The sequence below is a fragment of the Sphingomonas sp. NBWT7 genome (genome assembly GCF_014217605.1).
GTDB lineage: Bacteria > Pseudomonadota > Alphaproteobacteria > Sphingomonadales > Sphingomonadaceae > Sphingomonas.
The window spans coordinates 2,487,524-2,506,209 of sequence record NZ_CP043639.1 but is presented as its reverse complement, the minus strand read 5'-3'; the positions used below and the strand labels follow the sequence as shown (position 1 = coordinate 2,506,209).

Annotated in this window: 16 protein-coding genes and 1 tRNA gene; 3 read left to right on the top strand and 14 right to left on the bottom strand. The window is 69.2% G+C overall.

Annotated elements, in window-relative coordinates; translation table 11 throughout:
- Positions 1-5 precede the first annotated feature (5 nt).
- A tRNA-Phe gene (locus tag F1C10_RS12145) sits at positions 6-81 on the top strand.
- Between the two features lie 263 nt (positions 82-344).
- Here F1C10_RS12145 and F1C10_RS12140 read toward each other — a convergent pair.
- Positions 345-812, bottom strand: a complete 468-nt coding sequence (locus tag F1C10_RS12140; RefSeq protein WP_185206516.1) for a hypothetical protein — start codon at positions 810-812, stop codon at positions 345-347.
- Positions 813-1,224: 412 nt separating this feature from the next.
- On the opposite strand from F1C10_RS12140, the gene F1C10_RS12135 reads away from it, so the two are divergent.
- Complete coding sequence (locus F1C10_RS12135; protein WP_185206514.1) at positions 1,225-1,488, top strand: hypothetical protein; 264 nt, start codon at positions 1,225-1,227, stop codon at positions 1,486-1,488.
- A gap of 60 nt (positions 1,489-1,548) precedes the next feature.
- On the opposite strand, the gene F1C10_RS12130 is transcribed toward F1C10_RS12135, so the two are convergent.
- The 13 genes from F1C10_RS12130 to F1C10_RS12070 form a co-directional block, all read right to left on the bottom strand.
- Entirely contained in the window at positions 1,549-2,748 is a 1,200-nt protein-coding gene (locus tag F1C10_RS12130) for a TrmH family RNA methyltransferase (RefSeq protein ID WP_185206512.1), read from the bottom strand.
- A gap of 91 nt (positions 2,749-2,839) precedes the next feature.
- Positions 2,840-3,301, bottom strand: coding sequence for a transcriptional regulator NrdR (gene nrdR / locus F1C10_RS12125; RefSeq protein ID WP_185206510.1), 462 nt, complete (start codon positions 3,299-3,301; stop codon positions 2,840-2,842).
- Between the two features lie 56 nt (positions 3,302-3,357).
- A complete protein-coding gene (locus tag F1C10_RS12120) occupies positions 3,358-3,534 on the bottom strand; it encodes a hypothetical protein (protein ID WP_185206508.1) in 177 nt (58 codons plus the stop codon).
- Between the two features lie 9 nt (positions 3,535-3,543).
- On the bottom strand, positions 3,544-4,851 hold the full coding sequence (glyA, locus tag F1C10_RS12115; RefSeq protein WP_185206506.1) for a serine hydroxymethyltransferase: 1,308 nt from the start codon (positions 4,849-4,851) through the stop codon (positions 3,544-3,546).
- Positions 4,848-5,306: a ribose 5-phosphate isomerase B gene (gene rpiB / locus F1C10_RS12110; protein ID WP_185206504.1), complete on the bottom strand. Its 459-nt coding sequence runs from the start codon at positions 5,304-5,306 to the stop codon at positions 4,848-4,850. Before rpiB ends, glyA begins: the two co-directional genes overlap by 4 nt.
- Before the next feature lie 111 nt (positions 5,307-5,417).
- Positions 5,418-6,266: a CoA ester lyase gene (locus F1C10_RS12105; RefSeq protein WP_185206502.1), complete on the bottom strand. Its 849-nt coding sequence runs from the start codon at positions 6,264-6,266 to the stop codon at positions 5,418-5,420.
- Positions 6,263-8,302, bottom strand: a complete 2,040-nt coding sequence (locus F1C10_RS12100) for a malate synthase G (protein WP_185206501.1) — start codon at positions 8,300-8,302, stop codon at positions 6,263-6,265. Before F1C10_RS12100 ends, F1C10_RS12105 begins: the two co-directional genes overlap by 4 nt.
- A 123-nt stretch (positions 8,303-8,425) precedes the next feature.
- Positions 8,426-9,931, bottom strand: coding sequence for an acetyl-CoA acetyltransferase (locus F1C10_RS12095; protein WP_258042891.1), 1,506 nt, complete (start codon positions 9,929-9,931; stop codon positions 8,426-8,428).
- Complete coding sequence (locus tag F1C10_RS12090; protein ID WP_185206499.1) at positions 9,932-10,747, bottom strand: crotonase/enoyl-CoA hydratase family protein; 816 nt, start codon at positions 10,745-10,747, stop codon at positions 9,932-9,934.
- 12 nt (positions 10,748-10,759) lie between these two features.
- The gene (locus tag F1C10_RS12085) at positions 10,760-13,054 is read right to left on the bottom strand and encodes a CoA transferase (protein WP_185210216.1); all 2,295 of its coding nucleotides are present in this window, start codon (positions 13,052-13,054) and stop codon (positions 10,760-10,762) included.
- Positions 13,051-14,460 carry a phosphotransferase family protein gene (locus tag F1C10_RS12080; protein ID WP_185206497.1) on the bottom strand — a complete coding sequence of 470 codons (1,410 nt, stop codon included), beginning with the start codon at positions 14,458-14,460 and terminating at the stop codon, positions 13,051-13,053. The genes F1C10_RS12085 and F1C10_RS12080 overlap by 4 nt, the downstream gene beginning before the upstream one ends.
- Positions 14,457-15,569, bottom strand: a complete 1,113-nt coding sequence (locus F1C10_RS12075; protein WP_185206496.1) for a hypothetical protein — start codon at positions 15,567-15,569, stop codon at positions 14,457-14,459. The genes F1C10_RS12080 and F1C10_RS12075 overlap by 4 nt, the downstream gene beginning before the upstream one ends.
- 155 nt (positions 15,570-15,724) lie before the next feature.
- Complete coding sequence (locus F1C10_RS12070) at positions 15,725-16,330, bottom strand: NADPH-dependent FMN reductase (protein ID WP_185206494.1); 606 nt, start codon at positions 16,328-16,330, stop codon at positions 15,725-15,727.
- 63 nt (positions 16,331-16,393) lie between these two features.
- On the opposite strand from F1C10_RS12070, the gene F1C10_RS12065 reads away from it, so the two are divergent.
- Positions 16,394-18,556, top strand: a complete 2,163-nt coding sequence (locus F1C10_RS12065) for a transglycosylase domain-containing protein (protein ID WP_185206493.1) — start codon at positions 16,394-16,396, stop codon at positions 18,554-18,556.
- The last annotated feature ends 130 nt before the right edge of the window (positions 18,557-18,686 follow it).

The window sequence follows — 18,686 nt, the reverse complement described above, 5'->3', positions numbered from 1 at the left end:
CGTGCGCCCAGGTAGCTCAGTTGGTAGAGCATGCGACTGAAAATCGCAGTGTCGGCGGTTCGATCCCGTCCCTGGGCACCATTTCATAGCTTGATAGACAGCCAAGAGCCTAGCTGACCGTAAGGCTCTGCTTTCCCCGGCTTTCGTCGTCTTCGGCCACCGTGCTACGCCGTCGCAACTCCACGCGCGGAACGGGGTATTGTGCGAAGGGCGCTGCCCCGACGCGGCGTTCGTCGCGGGGCGGCCTACGCCGTCCGCAGGCTTGGCGTGGGAATGGACTCGAAGCGTGCCAAGCCTTCGCAGGTAATCACACCTGCGGGGCGTTTAGGCAGCGGACGTCCTTGTCAGTCGACCGATTGCCAGGACAGCAGTGTTCGTACCGGCGCTATGACACCGGGAAATTGAGCGATCGTCGCTTCGCGAGCCATCCACCGGCCACCGGCTTTGTCGTACACGGAGGTGCGAACGATCAGATTGTCCCCCTTCCACCGTGCGCTGCGTGCGCTTACGATCGCGACGGGCGTCTCACCACTCACATCGCTCGATGCAAGTAACTGGTCGATCGTCCGAACAGCGTTAACGGGTGCACCGTGCCTTGCTGCCGCAAGCAGTGCTTCATCCGTGATGCAGGAGTGGGCCGTCTGACAGGCGCGTTCGGCATCCTTGATGCCGGTCAGGACGAACTTCCCGCCGACTCGCCGCTCAAGCCCGATCACCAGCGCGCGACGATCGGCGGCATTCAATTCCAGCTCTGCCTTCGGCTGATTATCGGCCGGTGCGACGACAGCAAGTATTGCGGCAAGTACCAGCATGTGAACAACTCCTGCGCTGCATCGAGGGTGATCCTCAGCGTTTCAGGTTAACGCTCGCGATACAAGCATTATCCCAAAAGCAGAGTGGGTACGGCCGATATCAAACGCCGGCGTTTGTTGAGGAACACGTCGCGCGCCGTACGGAGACACGACGCGGTGTATGGCCGCCTTTGCCGCTGATCTTCGGCCCCGCCCCCGCCTCGACCTCGATGCCACCCTACCGCCGGCCGACGGGCACGCGTAGCCGCGACGCTGCGGTATGTGCCGATTGCTTTGAAAGGTCCGACTACCGGGTTCGATACCCGGCCCGGCTTGATTATTGCGCTGCATCAATAAAGCTGTGAGACTTATCGGTGCGTCACTGGTTGTGGCGCTACGCTGACTTTCGTGTGCGTGAATGGGAGAAGTTGAAATGATCGCAAAACTGATGACCGGCCTGGCTGCCGGTTCGATTGCCATGGCGCCGGTAGCGGCGACCGCCGCCCCCGTCGCTCCGACGACGGCTGCCTCGAAGCTCTCGCTGTCGAACGCGCCGCGCGCGGGCACCGCAACTGCCAAGGCCGATCGCCTTGCCGGCGTGAGCATCATCCCGGCGATCATCGGCGCTGCCGTTGTGGTCGGCGTCGCGCTGCTGATCATCGACAACGAAGACGACGACGATTCGGACAGCAACTGAGTGATTTCCAGGGGGGAGGATATCCCCCCTGGCATTGGCCGGCGTTCGCGCCGCGTAAATCTATCCGCCCGACTTCTTCGCCTTGGCGCCGGCGAGGGCGGAAAGCACGCCGCGCATCGTGCGGACCTCCTGGCTGGTCCAGCCCGGCTTGGTGAGCAGCGTGCGCAATGTCCGCCGCGTCGCCGGCGTGCGATCGGGCGGAAAGAAGAAGTTGGCCGCGACGAGCATCGCGTCGAGCTGGCCAATCATCCCCTCGAGTTCCTCCTGCGGCGCGGGCACGCCGAGATCGACTTCCGGCGGCGAGGCGAGCGCTTCGCCTTTCGACCATTCGTAGGCGACGAGGATCACCGCCTGCGCGAGGTTGAGGCTGCCGAACGCGGGATTGATCGGCACCGTCAGGATCGTGCGCGCGAGCGCGACATCGTCGGTTTCGAGCCCCGATCGCTCGGGTCCGAACAGGATCGCGCTGCGGCCTGATGCGGCGCGCATGGCCTGCGCGGCGTGCTCGGGCGTGACGACGAGCTTGGTGACGCCGCGCTTGCGCACGGTGGTGGCATAGACGTGCGGACAATCGGCGACGGCGTCGGCGACGGTGTCGAATACCTGCGCATTGGCGAGAACGATATCGGCGCCCGACGCCGCGGGGCCGGCGGCGGGATTGGGCCAGCCGTCGCGCGGGGCGACGAGGCGCATCTCGGTCAGCCCGAAATTGAGCATCGCGCGCGCTGCCTTGCCGATATTCTCGCCGAGCTGCGGGCGGACGAGGACGATGACGGGGGGTGGCGCTTCGGGCGTGGCTGTCCTTCGAGACGGGGCTTCGCTGGCGCTCAGCACGTCCTCAGGACGAACGGAGGTTTCGCTTCGAGACAGGCCTTCGTTGGCGTTCAGTCCCTCCTCAAGACGAACGGGTGTGTTTGGTATCCGTTCGTGCTGAGGAGGCGCTGAGGTTGGGCTTTGCCCGGGCGAAGTGCCGTCTCGAAGCAGCGCCCGGCTCGCGAGTGAACGGATCGTCGCCCAGTCGAAACCGAACAGTGCCTCCTTCTTGGCCCGCGACCAGCCCTTGATCTGACGCTCGGCTTCCAGCGCCTCCGACCGCGACGAAAAATCCTGTGACCATATCAGGGTTATTGGGCGACGTTGCTGCGTGTAGCCGGGGATTTCTCCCGCCTGATGCTGGGCAACGCGACGTTCGAGATCGTCGGTGTGGCCGGTGTAGTAGCTGTCGTCGGCGCAGCGGAGGACATAAACCCAGAACGTCATGCAGGCGGCCTATCGCTCGATAGCCCTCTTCGACAAGCGCGAACGCCGTTCGGGGCCAGCAGGGTGGGGAGGCGGCGGGGGCGGAGAGGCGCTACCCCCGTGCGGCTTCCTCGACACTGCCGGCGAATTCCTCGAAATCCTTGGCCTCGCTGAAATCGCGGTAGACGCTGGCGAAGCGGATATAGGCGACCGAATCGAGTCCCTTCAGTCCGTCCATCACCATTTCGCCGATACGCTTCGAGGCGACTTCGGCCTCGCCGCTGGTTTCGAGCTGGCGCTGGATGCCGCTGACCAGCCGTTCGATCGCGATGCCGTCGAGCGGGCGTTTGCGCGCGGCGATGCCGATCGAGCGGAGCAGCTTCTCACGCTCGAACGGCTCGCGCCGATCCTCCGACTTGACGACGGTAAGCTCGCGCAGCTGAATCCGCTCGAACGTGGTGAAGCGCGCGGCACAGCCCTCACACTGGCGACGGCGGCGGATCGCCGCGCCGTCGTCGGTCGGGCGGCTGTCCTTTACCTGGCTCGCATCATGGCCGCAGAAGGGACAGCGCATCGGTCTCGTCTCGTATCGATGGCGGCACCGCTATCCGGCGCGGTGCCGCCGATCCGTCAGATCTTGTCGCGGCGGGCGTAGGCGACACCGGCGCCGACGAGCGCGCCGAGCACCGGACCAACGAACGGCACGGGGATCGCGACGACCGCGCCGATCGCGCCGTATTTCGCCATCTTCTTGCCGAGCCCCGGCGTCGCCTTGACGGTGTTCTGGACTTCTTCGATCTTCGACATGTTCTTCCCTTACTGGTAGATCGGGAAACGAGCGCACAGCGCGCGGACTCGTTCCCGCACCGCTGCCTCGACCTGTGCGTCGCCCGCCTCGCCGTTCTTGGCGAGGCCATCGAGCACGTCGGCGACCATGTTGCCGATCTCGCGGAATTCGGCGGTGCCGAAGCCGCGCGTGGTGCCGGCGGGCGAGCCGACGCGGATACCGCTGGTCTTCACCGGCGGCAGCGGATCATTAGGAATGCCGTTCTTGTTGCAGGTGATCCCGGCGCGCTCGAGCGCCTCGTCGGCATCCTTGCCGGTGACGCCGAGCGGGGTGAGATCGACCAGCGCGAGGTGGGTGTCGGTGCCGCCCGAGACGAGGTTGCACCCGCGCTCCGCGAGCGTCGCGGCGAGCACCTTGGCGTTCTCGACCACGGCGGCGATGTAGCTCTTGAACTCGGGCTGGAGCGCCTCGCCGAACGCCACCGCCTTGGCCGCGACGACGTGCATCAGCGGGCCGCCCTGAAGCCCGGGGAAGACCGCCGAGTTGATCTTCTTGGCGATGCCCTCGTCATTGGTCAGCGCCATGCCGCCGCGCGGCCCGCGCAGCGTCTTGTGCGTCGTGGTGGTGACGACGTGCGCGTGCGGCAGCGGGCTGGGGTGATGCCCCGCCGCGACGATGCCCGCGAAATGTGCCATGTCGACCATGAAATAGGCGCCGACCTTGTCCGCGATCGCGCGGAAGCGGGCGAAATCGATCTGCCGTGGATAGGCCGACCCGCCGGTGATCAGCAGCTTGGGCTTCGTCTCCAGCGCCTGCCGCTCGACCGCGTCGTAATCGATGAGATGCGTGTCGGGGGTGACGCCGTACTGCACGGCGTTGAACCACTTGCCGCTCATCGCCGCCTTCGCGCCGTGCGTCAGGTGGCCGCCGGCGTCGAGGCTGAGCCCCATGATCGTCTCGCCCGGCTTGACCAGCGCGAGCATCACCGCGCCGTTCGCCTGCGCGCCCGAATGCGGCTGGACGTTGGCGAAGCCGCAGCCGAACAGCTCCTTCGCACGATCGATCGCGAGCTGCTCGACGACGTCTGACGGGTGGCAGCCCTGGTAATAGCGCTTGCCTGGATAGCCTTCGGCATATTTGTTGGTGAAGACCGAGCCCTGCGCCTCGAGCACCGCTTTCGACACGATGTTCTCCGACGCGATCAGCTCGATCTGCGTCTGCTCGCGCTCCAATTCCTGCGCGACGCCGCCGAACACCGCGGGATCGGCATCGGCGAGGCCGCGCGTGAAGAAGCCGTCGGGCTGCACATCGGTGAGGACGGCGGGGTTGGTGCTCATGCGGGCTCCCTTTCGGAACGGAGGTTCGGCGCGGCGAGCTTGTCGACGCGCGCGGCGTGGCGGCCGCCGGCAAAGGCGGTGGTGAGGAAGGCGGTGATACAGGCCTTGGCCATGTCCTCGCCGACGAGGCGCGCGCCGAGCGCGAGGACGTTGGCGTCGTTGTGCTCGCGCGCGAGGGCGGCGGACAGCGGCTCGGCGACGAGTGCGCAGCGCGCGGCGGGGTGGCGGTTCACTGCGATCGAGATGCCGATGCCCGAGCCGCACAGCGCGATGCCGCGCGCCGCGCTGCCACCGGCGATCGCCTGGGCGAGCCGGTAGCCGTAATCGGGATAGTCGACGCGCGCGTCGGTCGCGGGGCCAAGATCGGTGACGTCGTGGCCGGCGTCGCGCAGCCACGCGGCGAGCGTCGCCTTTAACGCGACGGCGGCGTGATCAGAGGCGATGGCGATTCGCATCGGGATCGGCGGGGCTCTCGATGATTGTGGGTCGCGCGCGCTTTAGCGGCAGTGACGCGCGATTGCCACCGCGATACTAGCCGCTGCGACCCGGAGCGCGCCTCCCGACGCTTATCCGCGGTCAGCGATCGCGGCTGCCACCGCGAGCGTGCGCTGCGCGTCGTCGCGGTGGAGCAGCTCGACCATCTTGCCGTCGACCTTGATCGCGCCCTTGCCGGCGTTCTCGGGCGCGTCGAACGCGGCAACGATGCGCTGCGCCCAGGCGACTTCCTCCGCGGTCGGCGCGAAGACGCGGTTGGCGGGGGCGATCTGGTTGGGGTGGATCAGCGTCTTGCCGTCGAAGCCGAAGGCGAGGCCCTGCGCGCATTCAGCGGCCATCGCGCCATCGTCGTCGAACGCGTTCATCACCCCGTCGAGTGGCGCGATGCCGTAGGCGCGCGCGACGGTGACGATCCGGCTGAGGATCGGCAGCAGCGGTGCGCGATCGACGCCGGGGCGCACGCGAAGCTCCTTGGCGAGATCGTTGGGGCCGACGACGAACGCGGCGAGCCCGGTCTCCGCCGCGGCCTCGGCGATCGCGCGCAGATCGACGAGCGCCCGCGCGGTCTCGATCATTGCCCACAGCGCCGGGCCGGGCCCGAGCAGCGCACGCGCCTGGCGCAGATCGTCGGGGCTGGAGACCTTGGGCAGCAGCACCGCATCGGGCGCGGCGGCACGGCACGCGGCAAGGTCGTCCGCACCCCACTCGGTATCAAGGCCGTTGACGCGGATCACCCACTCGCGGCGGCCGAACCCGCCCGCCGCCGCCGCCTGGTCGCGCGCCGCCGCCTTCTGCTCGGGCGCGACGGCATCTTCGAGATCGAGCATCACGACGTCGCACGCGAGGCTGCGCGCCTTCTCGATCGCGCGGGCGTTCGAGGCGGGCATGTAGAGCGCGGAACGGCGCGGGCGGATCGTCATGCGGCTTTCTTTTCCTGCCGGAAGCGGTGGAGCAGCGGCTCGGTATAGCCCGACGGCTGCGTCACACCCTCGAACACCAGCGCGCGCGCCGCCTGGAAGGCGAGGCCGTCGCGGGTGAGCGGGCGGTAGAGTGGGTCGCCGGCGTTCTGCGCGTCGACCTTCTTCGCCATCCGATCGAGCGCGGCGTCGACCTCCGCCTCGGTGCAGACGCCGTGGAGCAGCCAGTTGGCGAGATGCTGCGACGAGATGCGCAGCGTCGCGCGATCCTCCATCAGCCCGACGTCGTGGATGTCGGGCACCTTGGAACAGCCGACGCCCTGATCGATCCAGCGCACGACATAGCCGAGGATGCCCTGGCAATTGTTGTCGAGTTCCTCGCGCACCTCGTCGGGCGACCAGTTGCGCCCGGCGGCGAACGGCACGCTCAGCAGGCGGTCGAGCGCCGGCGGCGCCTCGCCGGCGATTTCCTGCTGGCGGGCGAACACGTCGACTTGATGATAGTGCAGCGCGTGGAGCGTCGCGGCGGTGGGGGAGGGCACCCAGGCGGTGTTGGCGCCGCTCCGCGGATGCGCGATCTTCTGGTCGAGCATATCGGCCATCATATCGGGCGCGGCCCACATGCCCTTGCCGATCTGCGCCTTGCCGCTGAGGCCGCAGGCGAGGCCGATGCGCACGTTGCGATCCTCATACGCCTTGATCCAGTCGGCGCCCTTCATCTCTGCCTTGCGGATGACGGGGCCGCCGCGCATCGCGGTATGGATCTCGTCGCCGGTGCGATCGAGGAAGCCGGTGTTGATGAACACGATTCGGTCGCGCACTGCATGGATGCACGCGGCGAGATTGGCGGAGGTGCGGCGTTCCTCGTCCATCACGCCGACCTTGATCGTGTGGCGCGCGAGGCCGAGCAGATCCTCGACCGCGTCAAACAGCTGGTTGGTGAACGCCGCCTCGTCGGGCCCGTGCATCTTGGGCTTGACGATGTAGATCGATCCGGTGCGGCTGTTCTGTGAGGAGCCGAGCCGCTTCAGATCGTGCAGCCCGATCAGCGACGTCATGATCGCGTCGAGGATGCCCTCGGGCGCCTCGCCGCCATCGGTGAGGCGGAGCGCCGGCGTCGTCATCAGATGGCCGACGTTGCGCACGAACAGCAAGGATCGGCCGGGTAGCGTGAACGTCGAGCCGCTCGGCGCGGTGTACGTCCGGTCGGCGGCGAGGCGGCGCGTCAGCGTCTCGCCGTTCTTCTCGAACGTTTCCACCAGATCGGCGCGCATCAGCCCGAGCCAGTTGCGATAGGCAGCGACCTTGTCCTCCGCATCGACCGCGGCGACCGAATCCTCGAGATCGACGATCGTCGTCAGCGCCGATTCGAGCACCACGTCGGCGATGCCGAGCGGATCGGTGCGGCCGATCGGATGGTCGCGATCGACGACGATCTCGATGTGCAGGCCGTTGTGCGCGAACATCACGCCCTTATCGAAGGTCGCGAAACGATGCGGGCAGTCGCCCCCCGTCAGCGCCGCTTCCCACCCCGGCAACGTCTCGTCGAGGAAGGCGCGCGCGCGGGCGATAACCTGAGCGCCGCGATCCGCGTCGTAGCCGCCGGGTTTCGCCTTACCGGGCAGCGCATCGGTGCCGTAAAAGGCGTCGTACAGGCTGCCCCAGCGCGCGTTGGCGGCGTTGAGCACGAAACGCGCGTTGAGGCTGGGGACGACGAGCTGCGGCCCCGCCATCGTCGCGATTTCGGCGTCGACGTTCTGCGTGCCGATCGTGAAGGGCGCGGGCTCGGGAACGAGATAGCCGATCTCGGTAAGGAACGCGGTGTCGACGGGCGCGCCCGCGGCGTAGCGCGCGTCGATCGCGGCATGCAACTCCTCGCGCCGGGCGAGCAGCGCGTGGTTCTCGGGCGTGAACTCAGCGAAGATCGCCGCTGCGCCCTGCCAGAAGGCGTCGGGCGTGATGCCGGTGCCGGCGAGCGCCTCGTCCTCGACGAAGGCGGCGAGGCGTGGATCGACCGATAGGCCGGCGCGGGTCTGCATGGGGGATTCCTCCTGACGTTACCAACAGCGCCTGGGGAGGGCACCGGCGCGATTAGGCGACAGCGGCGGGGGAGTGCAACCCCGTCCTCCCCGACGCGGTGCCGGGGAGGACAGGGGGTACGATCAGGCGCTGCGCTGCCACACCATCACGTCGCCATCGGCGACGACGGTGCCGGCGGTACCGACCGGCTCCGCCGTGCCGTCGCTGAGGAAGGCGATCGTCGCCGTGTCGTTCGCGGGCACCTGCGCCAGCGTGCGCTTGCCGTCCGGCAGCTTGGCGACGACGACGCCGGCCTTCGACGACCCGTCGCGGTTGTAGAAGACGGTGTAGGTCTCGATCTCGGCGGGGCCGGTATAGTCCTTCGCCAGTGCCGGCACCGCGCCGCGTGCCGCGTCCGCCTCCGCCTGCAGGTCGAACTCGTGCGCCTCGCCCGCGCCGGGCAACGGCTGGGTGGCGAGGACGATCGCGTGGTTGTGCGTCGCAAAGCCGCCGTTGGCGAACAGCAGGCCCTTCTCGCCCTCGCCGGCCCGGAGACTATCGACCATCTCGGCCACGGCGTGCGCCATGTAATTGCCGATCGGCCCGCCGCCGAAGGTGAGGCCGCCGAACACCGTCGCCGGCTTCTCGACCGGCCAGCCGATCACGCGCCGCGCCATCTTGGGGACGCACGGGAAGCACGAATAGAGCTCGACCAGATCGAGATCGTCCGCGGTCACCTGGTTGAACTCAAGCGTGCGGCGAAGGCACACCTCCATGCTCGGCGACTTGTCGTAACGGTCGCGTGCGAGGAAATCGTCCGCCTCGTGCGCACTCGCGCCGCGGCCGACGTAGACGATGCGGTCGTCGGGGACGCCGCGGCGGCGCGCCTCGGCAAGGCTGGTGACGATGAAGCCGGCGCCCTGGTTGACGCTCGAATTGGCGACCATCAGCTTGGTGTAGGGGAAGGCGATCGGGCGGTTGTCGGCGGTCGGCTCGATCACCTCGTCCGGCGTCTTCGGGGCGTGGATCCAGGCGGCGGGGGTCTGCGCCGCGACCTCGGAGAAGCGCGACCAGATCTCGCCCGACTCGCGCTGCCCCTCGGCCAGCGTCTGGCCATAAGCGGCTCGACCGGCATTCTCGTACAGCGGATAGACGTCGACCGGCGTCGCGAGACCGTAGACTTGACGGTAGCCGGGCGCGGCATTCTTCGCGAGGTTGCGCAGCGGGTTCTGGTCCGCGACGCTGGTCTTCGCGGCGAGCGCGGCCTGCTGGCTCGCGGTGCGCAGCGCCTCGCCGCCGGTCACCGCCGCGATCCTGATCTCGCCGCGCGCGATGCGGTTCGCCGCCTCGTTGAGCAGCAGGATCGGGCTGTCGCCATTTGGGCCGACCGACTCGTAGACGATGCCCGCCTTCGATCCGATGCCGTCGGCGACCTTCTGCGCCAGCGGATTGGTCTTGCGGAAGCTGATCTGCTGAACGACCGCGACCGAATCGACGTCAGGCAGCCAGCCGCCGCCGGCGTCCTTGTCGGCTTCCTCTAGCGCGGCGATCATCAGCCCGAGCGAATCCTTTCCCGCCATCGGATCGGCCGGGCGGTCGTTGACCTGCCCGACCCCGACGATGACGGCGACCTTCTCCGGATCGGCCACTTACTTGGCCTTCCACACCGGCGTGCGCTTCTCGGCGAACGCCTTTGGCCCTTCGCGCGAATCCTCGCTGGTGAAGACGATCTTGGTCTCGTCGCGGTTCTGTGCCCAGGCGGCTTCCTCGCGCGCGACCTTGCCGCCCGAAATACCCTGCGCCATCCGCTTCGACGCCTGCACCGACAGAGGCGCGTTGACCGCGATCCGCTCGGCGAGCGCGAAGGCGGTGTCGAGCAGCTTGTCGCGCGGCGCGACGGCGTTGATCAGGCCGAGTTCGAGTGCGCGGTTGGCGTCGATCGGATCGCCGGTGAGGATCATCTCCATCGCGATCTTCTTCGGCAATTGCTCGGGCAGGCGGAACACGCCACCCGCCGCCGCGAACAGCCCGCGCTTGGGCTCGGGCAGGCCGAACTTCGCCTCGTCAACCGCGACGGCGAGGTCGCAGGCGAGCGTGATCTCGAGCCCGCCGCCGAGCGCCATGCCGTTGACCGCGGCGATCACCGGCTTGGAGATCGCGTGGCTGACGATGCCGGCGAAGCCCCAGGCCGCCTTGGTCTTGTCGTCGGGGGCGAGGCTCTCACCGCGCGAAAGCGCGACGAGATCGGCACCGGCGCAGAACGACTTGTCGCCCGCGCCGGTGACGATCACGACGCGGATTTCGGGATTACTGTCCGCCGCCTCGAGCGCGTCGCCGACGCCTTCGTGGACGAAGCGGTTGACGGCGTTGCGCGCCTCCGGGCGGTTGATCGTAACGAGCATCACGTTGCCGCGCGTCTCGACGGTGACGGCTTCGTTTCCCAGGTTCGCAGTCGGCTCGGCCATGATTATCCCTTTCTAGGCAGCTTGTTCGATGATCTTGTCGGCGAGGAGCGGCGCGATCGCGGCGTCGTCCAGCGCCAGCCAGTCCTTGAGCACGGCGACGCTGTCCTCGCCGATGCGCGGGGCGGGACGCTGATCGGGCGGCGGCACGCGCGCGAAACGGGTGAGCGTGCCCTCGACCTGGAACGGCACGGGGAGCAGCGGGTGCGTCGCCTCGCGAAAGGTGCCGAGCGCGCGATAGGCGGGAAGACTGGGGAGATCGACGACGCGCACCATCATGCCCGCCGGGACGGCGGCCGCCTGAAGCTGCGCCATCACCTGGTCGGGCGGCAGTGCGCGGGCCCAGCGCTCGGCCGCAGCGCGATCGTTTCCGCCGACGAGCGCGGCGATCGCCGCGCGATCGGCGGCGTGGCGCACGTTGACGGCGCACCATTCGTCGTCCCCGGCGCAGGGCAGCAGCCAGTCCTCGGCGGTTGCGGGCGTGTCGAGCTGCAAGCCGGCGGCGGTGCCGGCGAGCGCGGCAATCTCCGCCGCCTTGTGGCCGAGCATCACCTCCGCCTGGCTGACGCTGACGTTGCCGCCGTGCCCGGTGCGCATCCGGCGGATCAGCAGCGCGAGCGCGCCGGCGGTGCCGATGCGGCCGGCGACGTGATCGGGATAGACGGTGATGCCGTCGGCGAAGCTGTCGGGCTCGCCGGGATAGGTCCACTGTTTGGTCAGCCCGGCCGAGGCGCGGACCAATGGGCCATAGCCGAGCCGCGATGACCATGGACCGGTCGCGCCGTAGGCCGAGCTGTCGACGGTGACGAGGCGCGGGTTCGCCGCTGCCAGCGTCGCGGCGTCGAAGCCGAGCCCGGCGAGCGTGCCGGGCTTGAAGTTCGACAGCAACACGTCGGCCCCGCGGACGAGATCAAGGAACAGTGCCTTGCCGCGCGGGGATTTCAGATCGATCGACAGGCCGCGCTTGTTGCGGTGCCCGGCGGCGAAGGTCAGGCTGACGGGATCGTCGTCGCGCGACTGGCGCTGGCCATCGGGGAAGGCGGCGTTCTCGACCTTGATGACATCGGCGCCGAGATCGGCGAGCAGCCGCCCGCTCTCGCCGCCGACCACGATCACGCCCAAATCGAGCACGCGGATGCCGGCGAGCGGGTACTCGGCGGGCGGCGGCGCGGCGTAGCGCGGGCGTGGGGCGCTGAAAGCGGTGCGGACGGGCAGCGGATAGCGGGCGGCGGGCGCGGCGCGCGCGCCGTCGATCGTCACCGCGCCGGCGGGGAAGGGCAGCGATACGCCCGGCACGATCTCGACCGGCACGAAGGCGCCGCGCGCCACCATCTGCGGCGTCGCGATCGCTTCGCCCAGATCGAGCAGCCCGGCGGCGGGGATGCCGCGCGCTGCGGCCTCCGCTTCGATCTCGGCGCGCGTCTTGTCGGCGAAGAAGGCGGTGATCGCTGGCAGGAGGTCGGGCGATTTGTAGCGTGTCATCAGCCGATCCCACTCGGGGCCGGCGAAGGCGGCGGGGGCGCCCATCCAGGTGTGCATCTGGCGCCACTGGCGCGGCGCGAGGACGCACAGCCGCACGAAGCCGTCGGCGCACGGCAGAATCGGATAGCGGAAGCGCTCGTCGGTGCGACCGCGTGGCATCTTCCAGCTCGGCACGCCCGACTGCGCGCTGCCGTTGAGCCCGAAGCCCGGATCGAGCGCCTGCATCGCCGCCTCGATCAGCGAGACGTCGAGACGATCGCCCTCGCCGGTACGCAGCGTGCGGATGAACGCGCCGAGCGTCGCGACCGCGATATGCGCGACCGCCGTCTCATAGGTGAGCTGGCCGGGCGGGATCAGCGGCGCGCGGCCGGGGAGCCCCGAGCGCGAGAGCCCGCCGGTGAGCGCGTGGAGCACCGAGTCGCTCGCCTGCCAGTCGCGCCACGGGCCGATGTCGCCGAAATCGGTGATCGCGACGTGGACGAGGCGCGGCGCGGCGGCAGCGAGCGCGGCGGCGTCGAGCCCGGGCAGCCCCGCCTCGAGCAGGATGTCAGCCTCACGCGCGAGATCGAGCAGTGCCGGCATATCTGCCGGCAGATTGATCGGGCAGGTTGCCTTGCCGAGATTGGCGGCGACGAAGGGCAGGCTGACCCCGGCGACGCGCGGACCGGCGGCACGATCCGCCGCGCCAGCGCTCGGTTCGATGCGGATCACCTCTGCGCCGAGTTCGCCGAGGAAGCGGCCGAGCGCGCCAAGTATGCCGGGGACCGCATCGATCACGCGCACGCCGGCCAGCGGCAGGTCGGCGGCGGGCTCGGCGGCGGCGGTCATAGCGGCCAAGCGAGTTCCCGCCGCGCCGCGCTCTCGCGGTAGAAATCGAGCAGCGGGCGCTCGGCATCGGCGTCGGTCGCGACGTGGTCGTGGTGCGCGATCAGCGCGCTTGCCAGGGTCGACCAGATGCCGTCGAGCGCAGCGAGCGTCTCGCCCTCCGCGGTCACCGGCGCATCGTCGCCGAGCAGCCGGCGCATATCGGCGATGTCGGCGCGGCGCCAGGCGGCGGCCTTTTCCGCCTCCTGCGCGCCCAGCAATGCGAGCAGCGCGGCGACGGTGAGCGTCGAGCCGGCAAAGGCATCGATCGTGCCCATCTTCTCACCGGCACCCGCGGCGGCGATACCGGCGCCGATCAGCACCTGCGCCAAGTCGCTCGCCGGCAGCGCGGGCACGGGATCGAACACCGATCCGCCGAGCTGCGCGGCGATGATCGCGTCCTGCCGGCGCAGCGTGTACCAGCCGGACACCGCGAGCACCGGATCCTGCCGCCCACCGTCGACGAATTCGCGGAACGCCGACAGCCAGATCGCCGCGCCCTTGACCGAGGCGAACAGCGACCACCAATGCATCGCTGCGGGATCGACGGTGAGCCCGCTGGCGCGTTCCCAGATCGCGATCGCGTCGGCGCGCGGCACCATGCCGCTCGCCATGCCGGGGGTGAAGTGATCCCAGATCGGATCGAGCGCCCAGCCGAGATCCTCGAGCGGATCGCCAAAATGCGCCATTTCCCAATCGAACATCGCGAGCATCTTGCCCGCGCCGTCGTGCATGACGTTGCCCGAGCGATAATCGCCGTGGACGATTGCGACGCGCTGCGCGGGCGGCGGCGGGTTGGCGCGCAGCCAGCGGATCGCGGCGCGCGCGATCGGTTGCGGCAGCAGCGCGTCCTCCTCGATCACGCCGTCCCAGTAATCGAGCGCGATGCGCCAGCATTCGTCAGGCGCGGGCATCGCGGCGTGATCGGCGAGCGGGGTGCCGGCGGCATCGTGCGCGGCGAGCCGGCCGAGCGCGCCGAAGAATTCCTCGCCCAATGCCGGCGCCGAGGCGCCGAACGGATCGCGCGCGAAGCTGCCTGCGACCTCGCCGCCCTCGATCCGCTGCATGATGAAGAACGGGCGGCCGAGCTCCGCGCCGTCGGGTTCGAGCGCGATCGCGCGCGGCACGGGGACGACGCCTGCCGCGCTCTGATAGGCGCGGAACTCAGTCGCGCTCTCGGTGTCGATCAGCCCCTTGGCGGGTTCGCGCCGCAGGATCAGCTGGTGCCGTTCGCTATCGGTGTGCGCGTCGAAGCGATACGTCTCGCGGCTGGCGCCGCCGGGGATGCGCGCGAGCGCCTCGACGCGCACCGGCTGTTGCCACAGCCGGGTGAGATAGGCTTCGATCTCGGAAGCGGTGAGCGTGCTCATGCCGGGTCGAGCACGTCCTTGAAGCCCGATGGCGCGTGCGGGCCCATGACGAGCTGTTCGAGCACGCCCTTGCCGCGGCGCACCTTGCCGTCGGGGCCCGTCATCGTGACGCCGGCCACCGCCTGGATGTGGAGGTGGTGCGGCTGCATCACGTCGAGGTCCGCAGGCACGAAATCCTCGCGCTCCACGGTCAGCCCGTCGCCCTGGTGCCGGCCGTGGCCCCATTTGGGGTGCGTGTAGCCGAGCCCGAGCATCATGAACGGCTGGCCGATATCGAACTCGACCTGCGTCTCGCGCCCCTCCTCGTCCTTCAGCGTGACGCTGGCACCCTGCGCGTGGCGCGAGCCCTGCTTCCACTGGATCTTGTAATCGGATTCGAAGTGCGTCTCGTCCTCGATCCCGCCGCCGAGTGGCTTCCACGCGGCGCGCCGGTTCCAGAAGCGGCCGTGCTCGTCGTCGTTGGTGTGGAAGTAGAAGTCGCCGTCCTCCATCGCGGTGGGGCTCCACAGCCAAAAGAACTGCGGCGCGATCGGCGGGCTTGCGGGCTGCGCATCGAGCGCACCGATCGGGCGGACGCCCCACGAGCGGTCGCGCGTGCCGAGCCAGTCGGTCACCTCGGTGCGGACGCCGTCGACCTCGATCCAGCCCTGATAGGTGCCGTTCTGCGTCATGCGCGTGACGTCCATCAGGATGCGCGGGCCGTTGCGGCGCGTGAAGCGCGGCTCTTCGAGCGGGAAGGCGCGGCCGGTGTAGGTCAGCTCGGCACGAATGCCGTGTTCGGGCGCGTCGACGGTGAGCCGCACCGACTTCAGCGGTTCGAGCACCTCGACCGCGATGCCGCCGACCTGCGTATCCATCCGCTCCATGTTGAGGCCGCGGCTGGCGTGCAGGTTGATCTGCTTGCCGTCCTTCAGCCAGCAGAAGCTTGCGTCGATGATGTTGATGTGCGGATAGACGCCCATCGCCGCGGCGAAGAAGCCGTCTTCCGCGACGCCGGGCGCATAGCCGTTGAAGAAGAAGCGATCGTAGAAATTGCGATCGGTGCCGGCATAGGCGACCGGCTCGGCCGTCTGGTGGATCGGATATTCGTCGCCCTTGGTCAGCACCATGCCCGCTCTCCAGCTTCGTCGGCCGATCGTGGCGTCGGCGCGTCAGGCGCGGAGGTGGACCAGCGGCGGCGCGGCTGTCAACGGTGGGATAACTAAAGTTACGTCGAGCTGCGTTTTACGGGCGTTTATTGCCCGCGGATCGTCGGTCGCCCGCCCTAGTCGGCGAGGCCGGCGAGCGGCGCGAAGCGCGCGACCTGCTTGCCGACGAGCTTGAGCTGTTCGATCACGGCGGGATCGCTCGCGCCGCCCTCGTCGTCGAACTTGGTCAGTTGCGTGTTGATCGCCGCCGCGAAGGGCGTCGGCCAGCCGCGCAGCGCGTGGACGATCGAGCGTAGCGCCGCGATCGTCGAGCCGGTCGCCTGCCAGCCGTAGGCGGTGGCGATGAGGCCGACGGGCATGTCGGCGAGATAGGCGCGATCGGTATCGCGCGCGGTTTCCTCAAGCAGGTCGAGCGCGTTCTTGACCACGCCCGAGATGCTGCCGTGATAGCCGGGCGAGGCGATGATGAGGGCCGAGGCGCGGCGCACCGTGGCGACGAAATCCTGCTCCTCCGCGGTGCGATGCGCAGCCTTGGGATCGTAGAGCGGCAGTTTCGCCATGTCCGCGCCGCCGAACAGGCGGGTGCGAAAGCCCTGCTCGCCGGCTGCGTCGAGCGCGATCGCGAGCGCGCGCTCGGTGGAGGAGGGGCCGCCGATCGTGCCGCCGATGCCGACGACGAGCGGGCGGGTGTCGGACGTGGGAGCTTCCGTTGCGGCGTTCATCGCCCTATTCCCTCGCACGATGCGCAACCTTGCGGCAACTGTCTTAGTAAAGTAATACGCGTAATGGCCGACCGCCGGAACGACGATATGCGCCCCGATCCCTTCGATCCGCGCCCGATGGGCGACGGCCCGTACGAGCCCGGGCGGCTGCGCTACAACCATGCGCCCGCCGAGCCGCGCACGGCGATGCCGGGGTTCGACGCGTGGGTCGATCGCGATCCCCGTCACCGTCAGGATCAGCATGGGTACGATCCGGGGCTGCCGCCCGAGGGGCCGCCGCGCCGCCGCCGCCGCATCCCGCTGCGCTGGGTGACGCGGGGCATCGGCATCGCGCTGATCCTGCTGGTGCTGGCGATCGGCTGGCTCGCGGTGACCGCGCCGCTGTCCAAATCGTTGAAGCCGCCGACGCCGCCGTCGATCACGCTGACCGCAGCGGACGGCACGCCGATCGCGCGGCGCGGCGCGATCATCGCCGCGCCGGTGGTCGCGTCCGACCTGCCTGCGCACGTGACGGAGGCGTTTCTCGCGATCGAGGACCGGCGCTTCTATTCGCACTGGGGGATTTCGCCGCGGGGCATCCTGCGCGCGGCCTGGGCGAATGTCGGCTCGGGCGGGGTGCGGCAGGGCGGCAGCACGATCACGCAGCAGCTCGCCAAGAATGCGTTCCTCGATTCGGATCGCACCGCGGCGCGCAAGCTGCGCGAGGTGATGATCGCCTTCTGGCTGGAGGCGTGGCTGTCGAAGGACGAGATCCTCTCGCGCTACCTCTCCAACGTCTATTTCGGCGATAATGTGTACGGGCTGCGCGCGGCGTCGAAGCACTATTTCGGGCGTGAGCCGGGCAAGATGAACATCGGCCAGGCGGCGATGCTCGCCGGGCTGGTCAAGGCGCCGTCGCGGCTGGCGCCGACCGGCAACCTGGAAGGCGCACGCAAGCGGCAGGCGATCGTCGTCGGCGCGATGGTCGACGCAGGTTTCCTGACCAAGGGACAGGCGGCAGACGTGCAGCCGCAGCGCGTGCTGGCACGGCGCGCGCAGAGCCTGCCGACGGGCACCTATTTTGCGGACTGGGTGCTGCCCGACGCGCGCGACCAGGCGGGCGAGGTGCAGACCGAGGCGACGGTGCGCACCACGCTCGACCGCAACCTGCAGCGTACCGCGGAGCGCGCGATCCGGCAGGCGGGGCTGCGGCAGGCGCAGGCGGCGATCGTCGCAATGAAGCGCGACGGCGAGGTGGTCGCGATGGTCGGCGGGCGCGACTATGCCAAAAGCCCGTTCAACCGCGCGACGCAGGCGCGGCGGCAGCCGGGATCGACCTTCAAGCTGTTCGTCTATCTCGCGGCGCTGCGCGCGGGGATGAATCCCGACACGGTGGTCGACGATTCACCCATCGAGATCGCTGGGTGGAAGCCGAAGAACGATGACGGGCGGTACCTCGGCGACATCTCGCTGCGGCGCGCGTTCCAGCGATCGTCGAACGTCGTCGCCGCGCGGCTGACGCAGGAGGTGGGCGTGCGCAACGTGATCCGCGCGGCGCGCGATCTCGGCATCTCGACCCCGATCGCGAACGAGGCGACGATCGGCCTCGGCACGTCGGAAGTCTCGCTGCTCGAGTTGACCGCGGCGTTCGCTGGCGTCGCGGAGGGGCGCTATCCGGTGCAGCCGCACGGGCTGCGCAACGTCGCCGACAAGAGCTGGTACCAGGCGCTGACCGACGGGCAGAAGACGATGCCCGACCGTATCCATCGCGACATGCTGACGCTGCTCGCCGCGTCGATCCGCGGCACCGGGCGCGCCGCGGCGCTGTCAGTCGACGCGTACGGCAAGACGGGCACGTCGCAATCGGGGCGCGACGCGTGGTTCATCGGCTTCGCGGGCGATCTGGTGGTCGGCGTGTGGGTCGGCAACGACGACAATACGCCCAATCCGGGCTTGCACGGTGGCGGCATCCCCGCGCGGATCTGGCGCAACTTCATGGTGTCCGCGCTCAATCTCGCGCCGGTCGTCAAGGCGCCGGTGGTGGAGGATATCGATCCCGAGGCGGGGCTGATCGGCGTGCTGCAGAACGAGGTGGCGCCGATCGCTGGGCGGCTCGACGGGCTGGGCGTCGACCTCGAAGTCGGGCCCGACGGATCGATCAGCATCGGCCGCCCCCGCGAGGCAGAGCCACCGCGGCGGCGCGAGGAGCCGGTGCCCGAAGAGGCGTTCGAACCACAGGCGTTCTGAGCGGCACGTCGGAGTGTGGCGCGCGTGAGATCACCCTCGCTCTAGGGCGTCATAGCGAGCGTAACGACGCGATCCGGGGGTTACGCGGTCCGGCGCTGGGTTGCTTCGCTTCGCTCGCAATGACGCGGCT